15 protein-coding genes and 3 pseudogenes are annotated in these 17952 nt (G+C 63.5%); 9 read left to right on the forward strand and 9 right to left on the reverse strand.

The features are described 5' to 3' along the window. Nucleotides 1–234 precede the first annotated feature (234 nt). A pseudogene (locus tag D1F64_RS19715) lies at nt 235–1232 on the reverse strand (NAD(P)H-quinone oxidoreductase). A 72-nt stretch (nt 1233–1304) separates the two neighbouring features. Between D1F64_RS19715 and D1F64_RS19720 the strand changes: the two are divergent. Continuing rightward, a complete protein-coding gene (locus D1F64_RS19720; protein WP_117413813.1) occupies nt 1305–1499 on the forward strand; it encodes a DUF1192 domain-containing protein in 195 nt (64 codons plus the stop codon). A 634-nt stretch (nt 1500–2133) separates the two neighbouring features. Next, a complete protein-coding gene (locus D1F64_RS19725) occupies nt 2134–2583 on the forward strand; it encodes a DUF1465 family protein (protein WP_248304808.1) in 450 nt (149 codons plus the stop codon). 171 nt (nt 2584–2754) lie between these two features. Here D1F64_RS19725 and rpmE read toward each other — a convergent pair whose 3' ends face one another. Further along, entirely contained in the window at nt 2755–2979 is a 225-nt protein-coding gene (gene rpmE / locus D1F64_RS19730) for a 50S ribosomal protein L31 (protein WP_117413815.1), read from the reverse strand. 221 nt (nt 2980–3200) lie between these two features. Here rpmE and D1F64_RS19735 point away from each other — a divergent pair, with 221 nt between their 5' ends. Continuing rightward, nucleotides 3201–5024 (forward strand): ABC transporter transmembrane domain-containing protein, encoded by a 1824-nt coding sequence (locus D1F64_RS19735; protein WP_117413816.1) that lies wholly within the window; start codon nt 3201–3203, stop codon nt 5022–5024. Nucleotides 5025–5614: 590 nt separating this feature from the next. Here D1F64_RS19735 and D1F64_RS24895 read toward each other — a convergent pair. Both D1F64_RS24895 and D1F64_RS19740 read right to left on the reverse strand, forming a co-directional pair. Next, entirely contained in the window at nt 5615–6406 is a 792-nt protein-coding gene (locus D1F64_RS24895; RefSeq protein WP_248304809.1) for an SDR family oxidoreductase, read from the reverse strand. A gap of 144 nt (nt 6407–6550) precedes the next feature. Beyond that, nucleotides 6551–8440: pseudogene (locus D1F64_RS19740) on the reverse strand (propionyl-CoA synthetase); the annotation flags it as partial. 264 nt (nt 8441–8704) lie between these two features. Here D1F64_RS19740 and D1F64_RS19745 point away from each other — a divergent pair. Both D1F64_RS19745 and D1F64_RS19750 read left to right on the forward strand, forming a co-directional pair. After that, on the forward strand, nt 8705–9472 hold the full coding sequence (locus D1F64_RS19745) for a sulfite exporter TauE/SafE family protein (RefSeq protein WP_117413818.1): 768 nt from the start codon (nt 8705–8707) through the stop codon (nt 9470–9472). A 111-nt stretch (nt 9473–9583) separates the two neighbouring features. Beyond that, nucleotides 9584–11208, forward strand: a pseudogene (locus D1F64_RS19750) (acyl-CoA synthetase). Nucleotides 11209–11260: 52 nt separating this feature from the next. Here the strand turns inward: D1F64_RS19750 and D1F64_RS19755 are convergent. Together D1F64_RS19755 and D1F64_RS19760 are read right to left on the reverse strand one after the other, a co-directional pair. Next, nucleotides 11261–11890, reverse strand: a complete 630-nt coding sequence (locus D1F64_RS19755; RefSeq protein ID WP_117413819.1) for a MarC family protein — start codon at nt 11888–11890, stop codon at nt 11261–11263. Nucleotides 11891–12113: 223 nt separating this feature from the next. After that, entirely contained in the window at nt 12114–12293 is a 180-nt protein-coding gene (locus tag D1F64_RS19760) for a DUF465 domain-containing protein (protein WP_117413820.1), read from the reverse strand. Nucleotides 12294–12834: 541 nt separating this feature from the next. On the opposite strand from D1F64_RS19760, the gene D1F64_RS19765 reads away from it, so the two are divergent. Beyond that, complete coding sequence (locus D1F64_RS19765) at nt 12835–13041, forward strand: DUF465 domain-containing protein (RefSeq protein WP_117413821.1); 207 nt, start codon at nt 12835–12837, stop codon at nt 13039–13041. A 54-nt stretch (nt 13042–13095) separates the two neighbouring features. Here the strand turns inward: D1F64_RS19765 and D1F64_RS19770 are convergent, their stop codons facing one another. Further along, nucleotides 13096–13722, reverse strand: coding sequence for a GGDEF domain-containing protein (locus tag D1F64_RS19770; protein ID WP_117413822.1), 627 nt, complete (start codon nt 13720–13722; stop codon nt 13096–13098). 201 nt (nt 13723–13923) lie between these two features. Here D1F64_RS19770 and purE point away from each other — a divergent pair, with 201 nt between their 5' ends. Next, nucleotides 13924–14421 (forward strand): 5-(carboxyamino)imidazole ribonucleotide mutase, encoded by a 498-nt coding sequence (gene purE / locus D1F64_RS19775; RefSeq protein ID WP_117413823.1) that lies wholly within the window; start codon nt 13924–13926, stop codon nt 14419–14421. Continuing rightward, nucleotides 14414–15508, forward strand: coding sequence for a 5-(carboxyamino)imidazole ribonucleotide synthase (locus D1F64_RS19780; RefSeq protein WP_117413824.1), 1095 nt, complete (start codon nt 14414–14416; stop codon nt 15506–15508). Before purE ends, D1F64_RS19780 begins: the two co-directional genes overlap by 8 nt. A gap of 15 nt (nt 15509–15523) precedes the next feature. Here the strand turns inward: D1F64_RS19780 and D1F64_RS19785 are convergent, their stop codons facing one another. Together D1F64_RS19785 and D1F64_RS19790 are read right to left on the reverse strand one after the other, a co-directional pair. After that, entirely contained in the window at nt 15524–15904 is a 381-nt protein-coding gene (locus tag D1F64_RS19785) for a glyoxalase superfamily protein (protein WP_117413825.1), read from the reverse strand. Nucleotides 15905–15930: 26 nt separating this feature from the next. After that, complete coding sequence (locus D1F64_RS19790) at nt 15931–17319, reverse strand: MATE family efflux transporter (protein WP_117413826.1); 1389 nt, start codon at nt 17317–17319, stop codon at nt 15931–15933. 334 nt (nt 17320–17653) lie between these two features. Here D1F64_RS19790 and rpsU point away from each other — a divergent pair, with 334 nt between their 5' ends. Then, nucleotides 17654–17884, forward strand: coding sequence for a 30S ribosomal protein S21 (gene rpsU, locus D1F64_RS19795; protein ID WP_117413827.1), 231 nt, complete (start codon nt 17654–17656; stop codon nt 17882–17884). The last annotated feature ends 68 nt before the right edge of the window (nt 17885–17952 follow it).

Here is a 17952-nt window from a genome sequence, read left to right on the forward strand (position 1 = left end):
AAATAGTTCTTTGAGAGTGAAACGTCACAAGAGCAAACTCAACGAAATTAAGTCGCATCTCAAACACGGCCGTACAAGAAACAACTCAATATACGTAGTTCTAACGTACGGAAATGGGGGCGCCGAATACCGGCGCCCCGAAATGACATTAAGGCAACTAGAACTCGTCAGTCCATCACGCAAACCCAGCGAAAGACAAAGCAGTACGCAGCCTGCGCCGGAGCGGCATCATCCTCATACAATCAAGACGATGTTGCCGACGTGACCGGAGCTTTCCATGCGCGCATGCGCCTTGGATGCCTCGGCCAGCGGAAAGGTCGAGTCCATCACGGGCTTGATCTCACCCGCCTCCACCAGCGGCCAGACCTTTTCCTCCAGCGCGCGAGCGATCTCGGCCTTGAAGGCGACCGAGCGCGGACGCAGCGTGGATCCGGTGTGGATCAGGCGCTTGACCATCAGGATCGCGAAGTTGACATTTTCCGACGGGCCGTTCAGCGTCGCGATCTGCACGATGCGACCATCATTGGCGGCCACTTTCCAGTTGCGCTCCACATAGTCGCCACCGACCATATCGAGGATCACGTCGACGCCGCGCTTTTCCGTGGCCGTCTTGATCTCACTCACGAAATCCTTGGTCTTGTAGTTGATCGCCAGATCCGCGCCAAGCTCCTCGCACACCGCACATTTCTCGTCCGAACCCGCCGTCGTGTAGACGGTGGCGCCAAACGCCTTGGCGAGCTGGATCGCGGCAGTGCCGATGCCCGAGGTGCCCCATGCACAAGGAAGCGCTCTCCTTCCTTCAGACCACCGCGTTCGAAAACATTCGACCACACGGTGAAGAATGTCTCGCAGATGGACCCCGCCTCTTCCCAACTGAGACCCGCCGGCTTGCGCAGCGTGTTGGTCTCGTCGACCTTGCAGTATTCGGCGTAGCCGCCGCCCGGCGTCAGCGCGACGACCTCGTCGCCAACCTTGAACCGCTTCGCATCCGGACCCACAGCGGCCACCTCGCCCGCGACCTCGAGACCGGGCAGGTCCGAAGCGCCTGGCGGTGGCGGATAGCTGCCCTGACGCTGGAAGACATCCGGGCGGTTCACGCCCGCCGCCCGCACCCTGATGAGGATCTCGCTGCCGCTGATCTCGGGCAAGGCGCGGCGCACGGGAACCAGCGCTTCGGGACCACCCGGCTCGGGAACGGCGACGGCGGTCATCATCGCGGGCAATTGCGTCATGTCTGATTCCTCTTTTGAAACACCCTGTCAGGATTTAAAACGTTAGCGCTGCAATTGAAAGGAGACACGCGCATGGCCCTTTTCGAAGATGAGCTCTCGCCAAGCCGGCGCACGCCACATGTCGTCGGCGCCGACCTGTCCAGCCTTTCCGTCGAGGAATTGAACGACACAATCGCCCTTCTTCGTGCCGAAATAACCCGCGTTGAAAAGGAGATCGCGTCAAAACTGACAGTACTCTCGGCAGCGAATACACTCTTCAAGGACTAGGGTGTCAGGGATTTTACTGACACGGTCCTGCCGCATGGCTGGAATCCGCAGAACACGGAGGGCTCGCGCCAAGCAAGGTGTCCGCTGTTTACGATTGGTTAAGCTTTCTACGGTATTACTTTTTTGCATCCAGTTTTCTGGATCTCGAGTGGCTCCTGTCCACTCTGTTTGACGCCTCCCTGTTAACTCTTCGAGCCGCTTTTTAGCGGCTCTTTTTTTTATTCCTGCGAGCTGTGTTAAGATTGCATTTACCAACCGAGGGCCTCCGCCCCCGCAAACCGGCGCAAACGGTATTCCGATGTTGGATATCTCTGGCACGGCACTTGCGGAGTTGAAGGCGCAATGATGCAATCTGGATCGTATTGGGACAGTGAGTCCCGATCTTTCCGCCGCATGATCATCTGGTGAAACGGAGCGCCGGATCCTGACGAGCCCCTGAACGCGACATGCTCGCAAACGGGCCGTGCCGGATCGGACGACGCGTCAAACTCCGATACCCCCAGAACACGATGATGCGCCCAAGCGACAGAGAGTAGCGAGTGCGATGACGGACCCGATCGATTTCCACGCCGCGAATTCTGAGACGCCCATTGTGTTCGCGGAGCATCTGGCAAGCTCCGAAACATTCAAGGCCATGTTCCGCGAGGGCATGACGCTGGTTGAAGAGACCGCCGCCTATCTCGACGGAGAGGGGCGGGAAGCGTCCAGGCAGCTGCCGCGTCCGGCATCCCTGCTCTACGCCACCGAGTCGATGCGTCTGACCACTCGCCTGATGCAGCTTGCGTCCTGGCTGTTGCTGCAGCGCGCCGTCAACGACGGCGAGATGACCGCAGCCCAGGCCGGCCAGGAGAAAAACAAGGTCAAGCTGAAGGGTCTGGAGTCCGATCGCACCAGCGCCGACTGGGATGATCTGCCCGAACGGCTGAAGCAGTTGATCGCCGAGTCGCTCCGCCTGCAGACGCGGGTGAAGCACATTGACGACGCCGTGTACAACAATGCCGGCAAGCCCTTCGCCGCGCCGCAGGGCAATGTGGTCAACCAGCAGATCAACCGGCTGGTGGCGGCCTTCGGTTCGAACGCCTAGCCGGTCCGGCCGCGGGACGGACCGCACCGGATCGACGGCGTCCCGATTATCGCGGCGCGACCGCAGCAGACACATCACCGGCGTCACGCCGCCCGTCTCTGAATGCGCCAACAAAAAAGCCCCGACCATCCGGCCGGGGCTTTTTGTATTCGCGTGCCGGAAACCCGGGGCCTAGTTGCCCAGGATGCCCGCGTACTTGCTCTTGAAGCGCGACAGACGGCCGCCGCGGTCAAGAAGGGTCTGCTGACCACCGGTCCACGCCGGGTGCGACGTCGGGTCGATTTCGAGACGCAGCTCAGCGCCCTCTTCGCCGTAGGTCGAACGGGTCATGTATTCGGTGCCATCGGTCATGACGACCTTGATCGTGTGATAATCGGGATGGATGTCCTGTTTCATCGCCGGATCCTCTCGTTGCGTTTTCCCGCTGCATATCGTTGCGAAAATCGCGACCGAAAGCACAAACGGAACGGCCGCACGCCTTTCACAAGCGACGGCCTGAATTCTCTGTGCGACCCTATAGCTCAGTCAGCGAGGCGTTACAAGTCAAACCCGCGACTTGCGGCCATCCATCAGCCGGGGCATTCTGCCGCTCCTCAAGACACAGCTGGAGACATGACTTGGCGCGAGGCTACAGCACACACGACGTCCCCGATTCAGAACAGAAACCGAGCCGGTCGATCCGTCCGCTGGTCTCCCTGCTGCCCTATCTCAAGCGCTACCGCTTGCAGGTCCTCGCGGCCTTCGCCGCACTCGTCGCCGCCTCGATCGCCACATTGGCCGTGCCGTTGGCCGTCCGCCGGATGATCGATTTCGGATTCGGTGCCGCCGACCCCGCCTTCATCGACCGCTATTTCGGCATGTTGATCTTCGTGGTGGCCGCCCTCGCCATGGCCAGCGCCGCGCGCTACTACTTCGTCACCTGGCTCGGCGAACGCATCGTTGCCGATCTGCGCACTGACGTGTTCACCCATGTGACGACGCTCAGCCCGCTGTTTTTCGACACCGCCAAGTCCGGCGAGATCGTCTCGCGGCTGACCGCCGACACCACCCAGGTGAAGGCCGCCGTCGGCGCCAGTGCCTCCATAGCGCTGCGCAACCTGTTTCTGTTCCTCGGCGCGTCCGGCATGATGGTGATCACCAGTCCGCGCCTTTCCGGCCTGGTGCTGCTGGCGATCCCCTTCGTGGTGATTCCGCTGATCGTCTTCGGACGGCTTGTCCGCCGCAAGTCGCGTTATGCCCAGGACCAGCTCGCTGACGCCTCGGCCTTCGCCTCGGAAGCCATCGGCGCCATCCGCACGCTGCAGGCCTTCACCAACGAGGCAATCGCCTCGTCGCGATTCGCCGCCCAGGTCGAACGGGCCTTCGTGGCGGCGCGGGGCTCGACCGCCGCGCGCGCCGTACTCACCGCCTTCGCCATCTTCATCATCTTCGCAAGCGTCGTCGCCGTCATGTGGATGGGCGCGCAGGACGTGCTCGCCGGACGGCTCAGCCCCGGCGCGCTCGGTCAGTTCGTGCTCTATTCCGTGTTCGCCGCGGGCGCGCTCGGCGAGCTGTCGCAGGTCTGGGGCGAAGTGGCGCAAGCCTCGGGCGCGGCCGAGCGCCTCGCCGAACTGCTCGCCGTCAAGCCGGCGGTGGAGAGCCCCAAGAATCCGGTCTCCCTGCCCCTGCCCGCGCGCGGCAACGTCCGCTTCGATGCGGTCGCCTTCTCCTATCCCTCCATGCCCGACGCGCCCGTGCTCGAAGGAATCGACATCAGCGCGGCTCCCGGCGAAACCATCGCCGTGGTCGGGCCGTCCGGCGCGGGCAAGTCGACGCTGTTCAACCTCCTGATGCGCTTCTACGACCCCATCCGGGGCGCCATCCTGCTGGACGATGTTGACCTGCGCGCCGCCGATCCGCGCGCCGTGCGTGAGCGCATCGCGCTCGTGCCTCAGGACACCACGATCTTCGCCGCCACGGCGGCCGAGAACATCCGCTACGGACGCGCCGGCGCCAGCGATGAGGACGTCCGCACCGCCGCGCGCGCGGCGCTCGCCGACGAGTTCATCTCGGAGATGGCGAATGGGTACGACACGGTGATCGGCGAGCGCGGCGTGACCCTGTCCGGCGGCCAGCGCCAGCGCATCGCCATTGCGCGGGCGATCCTCAAGGACGCACCCGTGTTGCTCCTGGACGAGGCGACCTCGGCACTGGACGCGGAAAGCGAAACGCTGGTGCAGAGCGCGCTGGAAACCCTCATGCGGGGCCGCACGACGCTGGTCATTGCGCATCGGCTCGCGACGGTGCTCAAGGCCGACCGGATCCTGGTGATGGACAAGGGCCGCATTGTCGAAACCGGCGATCACAAGAGCCTGGTGGAAAAAGGCGGTCTCTATGCCCGCCTCGCCCGGCTGCAGTTCCAGACCGGCTCCGACGCCATGGAAGCCATCGCCGCGAAGTAAATAGACGGCGGCGAATCACTGGTAAAGTATGCAACGATCCAACGACCTTTATTTTATGCAAAAAAAATGGATCTTATTGGAAGAGTCAGTAACAACGGATAGAATTTACGGATGAAACGCACCACAAATAAATTTATTTTGAAATTTTCATTAATCCCGATGGTTGGATTCGCAGTTTTTTTCTTCGGATTTTACGAAATTTTTAAACGAACCAATGACCCAACTGCGTTGCAATATATAGGTGCGCTGCAATATATAGGAATGACACTGTGGATACTGGGGTTCTCGGAGTGTTCGTTTTTTGGATGTGGGGCGTAGGGCCACACGCTATTAACGTCATGATACGACCGATTGAAATTGAAGCCGAGAAGGGTTGGCTTAAACCGGGTGGCTACGGCGAAAGAGCACTTAAATCAGCCAAAATTTTCAAATCCCTGAATATTCACATCGAAGATAAATAGAGCTTAGCCGTGTTGCGCAGCCATCTTTCGAGGCGCGCCTCTGGCGATCCTCAGGATGGGCCGCTTAGACACCCAATTAGAAAAGGCAGCCCCTCGGGACCGCCTTTACATTTCACACGCGGGTATCGCTCAATCTTCTTCGGGTACATCCACCGTGTAGTTAAGCGGCAGCCGGCCGCCGTCGGCGTAGACCGTCTGGCCGGTGATGTAGCTGGCGTCATCGTCCGCCAGGAAGGCGGCGATGGAGGCGATTTCGCGCGGATCACCAATGCGGCCCATCGGCGTGCGCGACAGGATGCGGTTGCGCGCCGCCGGATCGTCGTTCACCGAGGCCAGCATGTCGGTCATGATCGAGCCCGGGCCGATGGCGTTGACGCGGATGCCATGCGGCGCCAGCGAGACGGCCATCACCTTGGTGAGCTGGTTCACGCCGCCCTTGGAAACCGAATAGGGCACCTGATTGGGCAGGCCGAAGACCGCGTTGACCGACGACATGTTGACGATGGCGCCCGGAGCGCCGCCGCCTGCGACCTTCTCCACCATGTGTTTGGCAACCGCCTGGCCGCACAGGAAGCTGCCCTTCAGGTTGACGCGCAGCACGCGGTCGAAATCCTTCACGCCGATTTCCAGGAAATCGCCGGCCGCGACGATGCCGGCGTTGTTGACCAGAATGTCGATATCGCCATAGGCGTCGAGCGTCGCCGCGATCAGGTTGCGCACGTCGAGCCGTTCGCCGACATCGCAGTGGACGTAGATCGCCTCGCCGAGGCCGTTCAGCTCCTCGGCCGCCGCCTCGCCCCGCTCATCGTCGACGTCCGACAGCACGACCTTTGCGCCGTCTTCGACAAAGCGCCGCGCGATCGCGTAGCCGATGCCGCGCGCGGCACCCGTGATGATGGCAACCTTGTTGTTCAAGGACACGGACAAATCCCCCTTCGCCGTATGCGTCAATCTGCCTTTATAGCGTTTCGGGCGGCGGCGAACAGGGGCGGGGGCACCTTTCCAGATGACGTCGCGCAAGGTCGCCCCGCCCGTGGCAGACTTACGGCTTCTTCGCCAGCCCCGCGACTTCAGCGCATCGGTGATTTCCTCGAGGATCGCGGGGTCGTCGATTGTCGCCGGCATGCGGTATTCGTCGCCGTCCGCGATCTGCCGCATGGTGCCGCGCAGGATCTTTCCAGACCGCGTTTTCGGCAGCCGCTCGACGGTGATCGCCAGCTTGAAGGCAGCAACCGGGCCGATCTCGTTGCGCACCCGGGTGACCAGTTCCTTCTCGATTTCGGCGATCGGCCGGTCGACACCGGATTTCAGCACCACGAAACCGCACGGGAGCTGGCCCTTGAGCGCATCGGCAATGCCAACGACGGCGCACTCCGCGACATCCGGATGGCCCGCGAGCACCTCCTCCATGGCGCCTGTCGACAGCCGGTGCCCGGCGACATTGATGATGTCATCGGTGCGCGCCATGATGAACAGATAATCATCCTGATCCGCATAGCCCGCGTCCGACGTCTTGTAGTAGCCGGGGAACTCCGCCAGGTAGCTCTCGATAAACCGGGCGTCGTTCTGCCACAGCGTCGGCAGACACCCCGGCGGCAACGGCAGCTTCACCGCGATGTTGCCCAGTATGCCGGGCGCCACCTCGTGACCCGCATCGTCGAGAATGCGCACATCATAGCCCGGCATGGCCACGCTCGACGAGCCGTGCTTGATCGGCAGCATGCCGAGCCCGACCGGATTGCCCGCGATGCACCAGCCTGTCTCCGTCTGCCACCAGTGATCGATCACCGGCACCCGCAGCGTGCGCTCCGCCCATTGCACGGTGTCGGGATCGGCGCGCTCGCCGGCCAGGAACAGCGTGCGGAAGCTGCTCATGTCGTATTTTTCAAGGAACTCCGCCTTCGGGTCCTCCTTGCGGATTGCCCGGAAGGCGGTCGGCGCGGTGAACAGGGCGGAGACGCCATGCTCCGAAATCACCCGCCAGAATGTGCCGGCGTCCGGCGTGCCCACGGGCTTGCCTTCGAATACGATGGTCGTGCAGCCGTGCAGCAGCGGCGCGTAAACAATGTACGAATGCCCCACCACCCAGCCCACGTCGGACGCGGCCCAGAACACCTCCCCCGGCTCGACGCCATAGAGGTTGGACATGGACCACTTCAACGCCACCATGTGGCCGCCGTTGTCGCGCACCACGCCTTTCGGCTGGCCCGTGGTGCCGGAGGTATAGAGAATGTAGAGAGGATCGGTGGCGGCGACGGGCACGCAGGGAACCTGACGTCCAACGGAGCGCGCGCGTTCCATGGCCGCGCCCATATCGATATCGCGGCCCTCGATGAGATCCGCCGTCAGTTCCTCGCGCTGCAGGACGAGGCAGGCGTCGGGCTTGTGCGTCGCCTGATCGATCGCGCTGTCCAGCAGCGGCTTGTAGGCGATCACCCGTCCCGGCTCGATGCCGCAAGACGCCGTGATGATGGCTTTCGGGGTGGCGTCGTCGATACGGGTCGCGAGTTCATGCGCCGCGAAGCCGCCGAAGACAACCGAATGCACCGCGCCGATGCGCGCGCAAGCCAGCATGGCCATGACCGCTTCGGGCACCATCGGCATGTAGAGGATCACCCGGTCACCCTTGGACACGCCGCTGTCGAGCAGCACGCCCGCCAGCGCGTTCACGTGGCCGAGCAGTTCCTGATATGTGTAGCTCATCGTGCGGCCGGTGATCGGGCTGTCGTAGATCAGCGCCGCCTGGCCAGGCCGGCCGCGCTCCACATGCCGGTCGAGACAATTGTAGCAGGTGTTGCATTCGGCGCCGGAGAACCAGGCCCCATAGGCGCCCTGGCTTGCGTCGAACACCGTGTCCCAGGGCCTGGACCAGTCGATGTCCGCCGCCGCCTTCGCCCAAAACCCTTCCGGATCGCGCCGCCAATCGGCATAGACCTCATGATACCGGCTCGCCATGGTCGCTCCTCTCGCACGCTGTGTCTGTGTTGTTCTTTTGAATGAGAGAGTGGGCCAAGCACCCCGACAAAAGCAATATGGCGCCCCTGCAACTTTCTGCTCGAATCCGCACACCAAATTGTCGCAGGGCCGCATCGCGGCCCGCCGACGGCACGCGGGGACCAAGACGGAATTCACGCGGGCGCGAAAATGATCTAATCCATCGTCCAACCTCCGCCGCAATCCTTCCTGACGGCCCCGACACCGCAACCGAAAGCCCGCACCTTGACGCTCATCACCGATCCCTGGTTCTACGTCGTGGCCATTCCCGCGGTGCTTCTGGTCGGCCTGTCCAAGGGCGGCTTTTCCGGCGGCACATCGCTGCTCGGCGTGCCCTTGATGAGCCTGGTCATCTCGCCGGTGCAGGCGGCCGGCATCATGCTGCCGATCCTGGTGCTGATGGACTTGGTCGCGGTGGCCGCCTACCGGCGTTCATTCCACACCGCGTCCCTGGTCGTGCTGATTCCCGCAGCCCTGACCGGCATCTTCATCGGCTACCTGACGGCGGCCTATGTGACGGACGCGCATGTGCGGCTGATCGTGGGCATCGTGACGCTGGCCTTCGTGCTCAACCACTGGCTGGGCACCAGCGCCTCGCGTCCGCCGGCCAAGCCGCGCGTCGCCGCGGGATGGGTCTGGGGCATGCTGTCCGGTTTCACCAGCTTCGTCAGCCATTCCGGCGGTCCGCCGATCCAGATGTACCTGCTGCCGCAGCGGCTGGATAAGTTCGTGATGGCCGGAACGATCATCATCCTGTTCGCGGTGATGAACGCGGCGAAGCTGGTGCCCTATTTCCTGCTGGGGCAATTCGACCGCGCCAACCTTCTGACATCCGCGGCGCTGCTGCCGCTCGCGCCCATCGCCACCTATGCCGGCGTGCGGCTGGTGCGCGTGGTCTCGCAGGAGGCGTTTTACCGGATCATGTATATTGCGATCTTCGTCGTCTCGCTGAAGCTGATCTACGACGGTGTGAGCGGCGCATTCTTCGGGTAAACGGCCCACGCCCGGGTTCCGTTTGGCGCCCCGGCCTCCGTTCCCATTGAACCGGCGTGCGACTTACGCTTTGATGCAGTGCAAAACATACAATCGGTCCGGGAAACACCCATGAACGCTTACGCCACCGATCTCGACAAGAATGCGGCGAACTATCAGCCGCTGTCGCCGTTGTCCTTTCTCGCCCGCGCAGCGGCGGTCTTTCCCGATCATGTGGCGATCGTGCATGGCGCGCAGCACACGCCGTATCACCGTTTCTACGAGCGCGCGCGCAGGCTTGCCTCGGCACTCAGCCGGCACGGCATCGGCAAGGGCGACACGGTTTCGGTGATGCTGTCCAACACACCGCCGATGCTGGAGGCGCACTACGGCGTGCCGATGACCGGCGGCGTGCTGCACTCCATGAACACGCGGCTGGACGCGGCCGTCATCGCCTTCCAGCTCGACCATGCGGAAGCGAAGGTGCTGATCACCGACCGCGAGTTCGCGTCCACCATCAAGGAAGCGCTCTCGCTGGCCAGCGTCGACCCGCTCGTCATCGACTATGACGACCCGGAATTCCCGCAAACCGGCGAAATGCTCGGATCCGTCGAATACGAGGCCTTCATCGCCGGCGGCGATCCGGAGTTCGCCTGGTCGCTGCCCGACGACGAGTGGGACGCCATCTCACTGAACTACACATCCGGCACCACCGGCAATCCAAAGGGCGTCGTCTACCACCACCGCGGCGCCTACCTGCTGGCGCAGGGCAACATCATCACCGGCAGCATGGGCAAGCACGCGACCTATCTGTGGACGCTGCCGATGTTCCACTGCAACGGCTGGTGCTTCCCCTGGTCGATGTCGATCGTCGCAGGCACCCATGTGTGCCTGCGCTGGGTGCGCCAGAAACCGATCTGGGACGCGCTCGCCGACCAGACGGTCACGCATCTGTGCGGCGCGCCGGTGGTCATGTCGACGATCCTCGACACCCCCGCCGCCGACAAGCGCGAACTCAATCACCAGGTGGAATTCTTCACCGCCGCCGCCCCGCCGCCGGAAACGGTGCTGGCCAACATGAAGGCCGCCGGCTTCAACGTCACCCACCTGTACGGGCTCACGGAAACCTACGGCCCGGCGGTGGTCAATGACTGGAAGGCGGAATGGGACGCTCTGGAGCCGGCGGAACAGGCAACCCGCAAGGCGCGCCAGGGCGTGCGCTACGTGCCCCTGGAAGACCTAACCGTCATGGACCCGCAGACCATGCAGCGGGTGCCCGCCGACGGCGAGACCATCGGCGAGGTGATGTTCCGCGGCAACGTGGTGATGAAAGGCTATCTGAAGAACGCAAAGGCCAGCGCGGAGGCCTTCGCCGGCGGCTGGTTCCATTCCGGCGATCTCGGCGTCATGCATCCCGACGGCTACATCCAGCTCAAGGACCGTTCCAAGGACATCATCATTTCCGGAGGAGAGAACATCTCCTCCATCGAGGTGGAAGACACACTTTACAAGCACCCCTCCATCTCCGCCGCCGCCGTGGTTGCCCGGCCGGACGAAAAATGGGGCGAGACACCCTGCGCCTTCGTCGAGCTGAAGGCCGGCATGCCCCCGTCAGCGAGAACGAGATCATTGCGTGGTGCCGCGAGCATCTGGCGCGCTTCAAGTGCCCGCGCCACGTGATCTTCACCGAACTGCCGAAGACGTCGACCGGCAAGGTGCAGAAATACGTGCTGCGCGAGATGGCGAAGAAGGCCTGAGGCGCCGGACCACAAACAGTCCGGGCGGACGGATCAGGAGCGCCCGGACTGTCTAAAGCGCGAAGCGGATGATGATTGCGTCGATGACGTTGTCGACCGCGATCGCCGCCAGGATGAGGCCCATCACCCGGCTGATGATCGAGGCGCCCGCCGGACCAATGATCTTCTGGATCCGGATGGCCGCCAGCAGCAGGACCAGCGTGATGGACAGCACCAGCAGGGTTATCCCCGCCGTGATCACCTGCGCGCCGACCGGATAGACATCGTTGTCGGTCAGAACCACGACCGCCAGCATCGCGCCGGGGGACGCTATGGACGGAATGGCCAACGGATATACCGCGTGCTCCACATCGGTCTTGGGCACCTGCGCGATTTCCGCGTCCTGCTTGGACGGCCCGAAGATCATCGTCAGCGCGAACAGGAACAACACAATGCCGCCGGCGATCTGAAACGAGGTCAGATTGACGCCGATGGCCGTGAGCACCGGCTGACCGGCGACCAGAAACCCGAGCAGCACCAGCGCGGCGATGACAACCGCGCGCAACGCCACCGCCTTGCGCCGTCCGGCCTCGATCGAAGCGGTGACGGCAAGAAACACAGGGACCGTACCGACAGGGTCGATCACCGCGAAAATCGTGGCGAATTGCTGCACCAGCAAGGACGTATTCAGGTCGGCGAACATGGGCATGGCCTCAGCGGGCGGAACGGGCGCTCGGTGAATAGCAGATTCGCCGCCGCGAGACGAAACAAAGCGGCTGCGTGCGATTCGCGAGGCGCGTTTCCGGCAGCGCTGCCGGACGGACGTCCCCGAGCATCAAAAAAAGCCGCGACCCGGTTCGGATCGCGGCTTGGCGTTAGATCTGAATGGTGAACCGCCGTGAGGCACTTCACAGGGGGAGGAAGGGTCAGTGTACCGTTGTGGCCGCCTTCAGACGCTCCAGTTCGTCTTTCAGTTGAAGCTTCGTCCGTTTGAGTTTCGCAATCTCCAGAGTGTCGGTACTTGGGTGCGCCATCGCCTTTTCGATTTCGCGATCGAGGTCGGCGTGCCGGCGCTCAAGCTGCAACAGATGCGACTGCAAGGACATGAATAAAGCCTCCTATCTAGTACGACTTTGACAACAGGAGTGTGACATAAGGCGCATCACGTGTCGAACCTCAAGACGCTGAAAAAAGCGCGCCTGCGCAGTACACAAGGGTTAAAAACAAAGCAGCCCTACAAGTGTGTAAACGCGCCCGGAACAATCCTTTCGGCCGTGCGGCGCTGCAAGCTCCATGAAAACATTATGCTTTCCGCAGACTATCTTGGAAGCGCCGGTTTGTAACGTCCACCCGGCGCCTCATGCGCGTTTGAATACCTACGTAGTGATGCGCAGCCCGCGACGTTTCAACGCGGCGCGGAACGTGACGGCGCGAGAAAAAAGAGAGAAGAGCCGCGCCAATGCGCTTTCGCAGCGTCTCAACCTTTCCGTAATCGCCAAGATGTTCTAATAGAAATGCCGTTGCAATTGCCCCCGCGCCGGAGCGAGATCCGGCGGGCCGCGTTCGTCCGACACGCGGGTCCCGCGCGGCGAGCCGCCAGGCAGAACGAGTGGAACAGTGCCGGATGCAAGTCCCGGAATACGGCGTATGACCGAAGACATGGAACAGGCCCTGCGGGCCGAACTGTCGGAGCTGCGCCAGGAGCACCGCGACCTCGACGCAGCGATCGCCGCCATGGCTGAAAGTGGCAAGGCCGACGTCATCCAGCTGCAACGGCTGAAAAAGAAGAAGCTGAAGATTCGCGACCGGATCACGCTGATCGAGGACAATCTGCTCCCCGACATCATCGCCTGATCGTCATCCGGAGCGCGGGAGGCGGCAGCAGTCGCCACCGGACACCGATCAGTCTTACCGGGCCGTCTTGGCGCGGTACATGTCCTTGTCGGCGCGATCGAGCACCGAATCCACGTCATCGCCGTCCAGAAGCCGCGTCACCCCGACGCTCGCCGACGCCGAGATCTCCATGCCCTCGAACGTCATCGGCGCCCGCGCCAATGCCTCGACAACGCGCGTGGCGGTATCGCGGGTGCTCGCCTCGTCCGCCTTCCACAGCAGAGCCACGAATTCATCGCCGCCAATGCGCCCGACCACGTCGGAACTGCGAAGCGTCGCGCGGATAACGCCGGCTGCGTGACGCAGCATCTGATCGCCGCAGGCATGGCCGTAGGTGTCGTTGATCGTCTTGAAGGCGTTCATATCGATGAAGATGAGGCCGACCGAAGAATCGTAGCGGCGCACGAAATCGAGCGTTCGCTCAACCACCCGCTGAAAGCCGCGCCGGTTCAGCAGGCCGGTGAGAGAATCACGGATCGCTTCGCGGCGCAGGTCGCGAATCTGGGCCTTCTGCTCGACGAGCTTGTCGTTGAGCCGCGCGATCTCGTCCTGCAGGCTCTCGACATACTCCCGCGCCTCTGCGGGCAAGCTGGAGAGATCAAGCGACAGCCGGGCAGGCGTATCGTTCTTGGAACTGGCCATGGTCAACAGATTCGCCCCCTACGCCGGCCCGCCATTCGCTGCCGGAAAACGGTCCGCACCCGGAGGCGGACCCACTCAAGCGCTCCGAAGAGACGCTCCGCAAAACTGGCGAATTCAGATACATTGCGGCGGCCGCTTGCTTGGCGGCCAATGATTTCTATAATCCGCGCCTTTCCAAGGCAAGACCCGCAAGGACAAGGCATGAGCGATAGCGCGAAACCGGTGGCGATTATCATGGGCAGCCAGAGCGACTGGCCGACGATGAAGAACGCCGCCGACACGCTGGCTACCCTGGGCATCGGTTATGATGCCCGCATCGTCTCCGCGCACCGCACGCCGGACCGGCTCGTCGCCTTCGCCAAGGGCGCGAAGGCGGAAGGGTTCAAGGTGGTCATCGCGGGCGCCGGCGGCGCGGCTCACCTGCCCGGCATGACCGCCGCCATGACGCCGCTGCCGGTCTTCGGCGTGCCGATCGAGACCAAGACGCTGAAGGGCGAGGACAGCCTGCTGTCGATCGTCCAGATGCCTGCGGGCGTACCCGTGGGAACGCTCGCCATCGGCCGCGCGGGCGCGATCAACGCGGCGATCCTCTCCGCCAGCGTGCTCGCGCTCAATGACCCCGCCCTGGCCGAACGCCTCGATGAATGGCGCGCCAACCAGAGCGCCCAGGTGAAGGAACGTCCCGAAACCGATGGCTGATTCCACCACCGCGCGGCTTCGTCTCGCGCCCGGCTCGATGCTGGGCATTCTCGGCGGCGGCCAGCTTGGCCGCATGCTCGCCCAATCGGCCGCCGAGCTTGGCCTGCGCTGCCACGTCTATTGCCCGGACGCGGAAAGCCCGGCCTTCGAAGTGGCCCATGCCCACACGGTCGCGGCCTATGACGATGAGGCCGCGCTGGCACGGTTCGCCGACGCCGTCGACGCGGTCACCTATGAGTTCGAGAACGTGCCGGACGCCACCGCGCGATTTCTCGACGCCCGCGTGCCCGTGCGGCCCGGCGTGCGTCCGCTGACCGTTGCCCAGGACCGGCTGAACGAAAAGCGCTACCTACAGGAGATCGGCATCCCGATCGCGCCCTATGCGGCCGTCGACGGCCCCGAGGACATCGCCAGCGCCGCGGAGATCACCGGGCTGCCGGCGATCCTGAAGACCCGCCGCATGGGCTACGACGGCAAGGGCCAGACCCGCATCGAGAGCCTCGACGACGCGCTTGCGGCCTGGAAGCGCATCGGCGAAGCGCCCGCTGTGCTGGAAGGCGTCGTCGGGTTCGCGCTGGAGTGCTCGGTGATCGCGGCGCGCGACATCGACGGCAACACCATCGCCTATGACATCGCCGAGAACGTGCACGAGAACCACATCCTCAAGTGGACCCGCGTGCCCTCCACACTGTCTGAGGAGACAATGGCGCGCGCCCGCGAGCTGGGCATGAAGGTGGCGAGCGGCCTCGACTATGTCGGCGTCCTCGCGGTGGAGCTCTTCGTGGTGCGCGACGGAACCGGTGAGCATCTGATCGCCAACGAGATCGCCCCGCGCGTACACAACTCCGGCCACTGGACACAGGACGGCTGCGCGGTCTCGCAGTTTGACCAGCATGTGCGCGCCGTCGCCGGCTGGCCGCTGGGCGACCCGAAGCGGCACAGCGATGTCGAGATGGAAAACCTCATCGGCTTCGACGCCGACGGCTGGTACGACATCCTGTCGGAACCCGGCGCCTGCCTGCATCTTTACGGCAAGCGGGAAACGCGGCCGGGCCGCAAGATGGGGCACGTCAACCGGCTGAAATAGGCGCGCCCCGCCGCATCACTCGGAGCGCTGCTCACAGAATGTCAGACGGTTGCCGAAAGGATCGATAACGGTGAACTGGAAGCCCCAGTCCATCATCTCAAGCCCCGGCCTGGCGTACCGGTATTGCTTTTGCGCGAGATCCTCATGCCAGACATCAATGCCCTGCATGGGGACGAAGATCCGCGTGCCTGGCGTCGAATCACCGTGATGTTCGCTCAGATGCAGCAGCAGCGACCCGAACGACACCTGGCAATAAAGCGGCGCGGAGTCGTCGAAACGGTGCTCCCAATCGATCGTGAAGCCAAGATAGTCGCAATAGAACTCCCGGGCCTTGTCGACATCGAAGATCCGCAGGATCGGCACCGCCGGTCGAAATGAAACCTCACCATCACTCATCACATTGCCCTTCCTCAACGCGAAATCTAAACCAGCCCGAGCCGCTCGCGCCAGGCAAACCGCGTGACCGCGGCGGCGGCCACGACCGCGAGGCCCAGCGCCATGCCCCACCACAGGCCGACGCCACCCATGTCGAACACGAACGCCAGCAGATAAGCCGCCGGCGCACCGATGCCCCAGTAGCCGACGATCGCCAGCATCATCGGAACGCGCGTGTCCGACAACCCGCGCAGGATGCTGGCGCCCGCGATCTGCGCGCCGTCGAAGATCTGAAACACCGCCGCGACCGCCAGAAAGCTTACCCCGGCGGCGAGGACGGCCGGCGTGTTGGGATTGTCCGCCTTGGTGAAGGCGCCGATCAGCAACTCCGGCATGAGCCAGAACAGCAGCGCGGCCATGCTCATGAAGGCCACGGAAAGGATCATCGCGCTCCAGCCGGCATAGCCGACGGCGAGCCCGTTGCCCCGGCCGTGCGCCAGGCCGACACGGATGACGCCCGCATGCCCCAGACCGAGCGGCACCATGAAGGTCAGCGCCGCGCATTGCAGCGCAATGCCATGCGCGGCCAGCGGCACCGTGCCGATCCATCCCATCATCATGGCGGAGGCGGAAAAAAGCCCAACCTCGGCGAGAATCGTCAGCGCGATCGGAATTCCGAGCCGCAGAATCGAGAAGAACACCTGCCAGTCGGACCGCCAGAAGCGGCCCAGTACCGTGAAGCGGCGCAGGCGGCGTTCCCGGGTCACATAGACCACCAGCAGCAGGAACACCGCGCTCGCCGTCATCATCGAGGCGATCCCGGCGCCCACAAGTTCCAGCCGCGGCGCCCCGAAGGCGCCGAAAATCAGCACGTAGTCGAAACCGGCGTTGAGCACCGCGCCCGCCACCGTCGCCCAGAGAACGACCTGCGTCTTTTCCATCACCGTGACAAAGTTGCGCAAGCCCATGGTGGCCAGCGACGGCGGCAGCGCCCATTGCAGCACGCGCATGTATTCGCCCGCGCGATGCGAGACCTCCGACTCCTGCCCGAGAAGCAACAGAAGCGACTCGGTGTGCCACATGAGCAGCATCACCGGCACGGAATAGGCAATCACCACCCACATGCCCATGCGCACACTGCGGCGCACGTCGCGCAGACGCTTGTCGCCACGCGCCCGCGCCGCGATCGGCATGACCGCCTGAACGACACCGGAGCCGAACAGCCAGAACAGAATATAGAGATTGAACGCCAGCACGGAGGCCGCGAGTTCCTCGGTCCCAAGCCAGCCGATCATCAGCACATCAGTGGTGTTGATGGCCATCTGCGCCAATTGTGCGCCCACGATCGGCAACCCCAGGACGAGGGTCGCCCGGATTTCCTTCGACCAGATCGCAAGCCCCGTGAGAGGCCGCGGGGTCCCCGCCGAAAGCAGCATGATCGTTCTCCACGGATTGCCGCTTGGATGGTCGGTATCCGCGGCGAGGGCGGACCGTATCCGCCGTCGCGGTTGTGGTCCAGCGGTTCCGTCTCACAACGACGTCAAGACGCGAGGATCCGCCAATACGCGCCGGCGAAGCTTAGTTGCTGGACAGGCAAATCGCCGTCTGATAATGAACGCGCGAAATTTGCGGCTTGAACCCTCTCTTCCGTTGCGAGACAGGCTCATGGCCACCAGTTTTCGCGGCTGCAGTTCCAGGCGGTTTCGTCCGGCACCGGCCCGCTCCGACATTCGCCAAAACCGATCACATCGGCAACACGGGATACCACGCGTGCAGATTCTCGTTCGCGACAACAACGTCGACCAGGCTCTCAAGGTGCTGAAGAAGAAGCTTCAGCGCGAGGGCGTTTTCCGCGAAATCAAGCTTCGCGATCATTTTGAGAAGCCGTCGGAAAAGAAGGCGCGGGAAAAGGGCGAAGCCGTCCGCCGCGCGCGCAAGATGGCCCGCAAGCTCGCCGAGCGCGAAGGCCTGCTGCCGTCGAAGGCCGCCGCACGCCGCTGATACGATCCGTATCGTCAGGAATTTGTCCCGGGTGCGGCGCCGCGCCCGGGCTTTCGTGATTCGGGACT

Origin of the sequence: Breoghania sp. L-A4 (genome assembly GCF_003432385.1) — a bacterium.
Taxonomy (GTDB): Bacteria; Pseudomonadota; Alphaproteobacteria; order Rhizobiales; family Stappiaceae; genus Breoghania.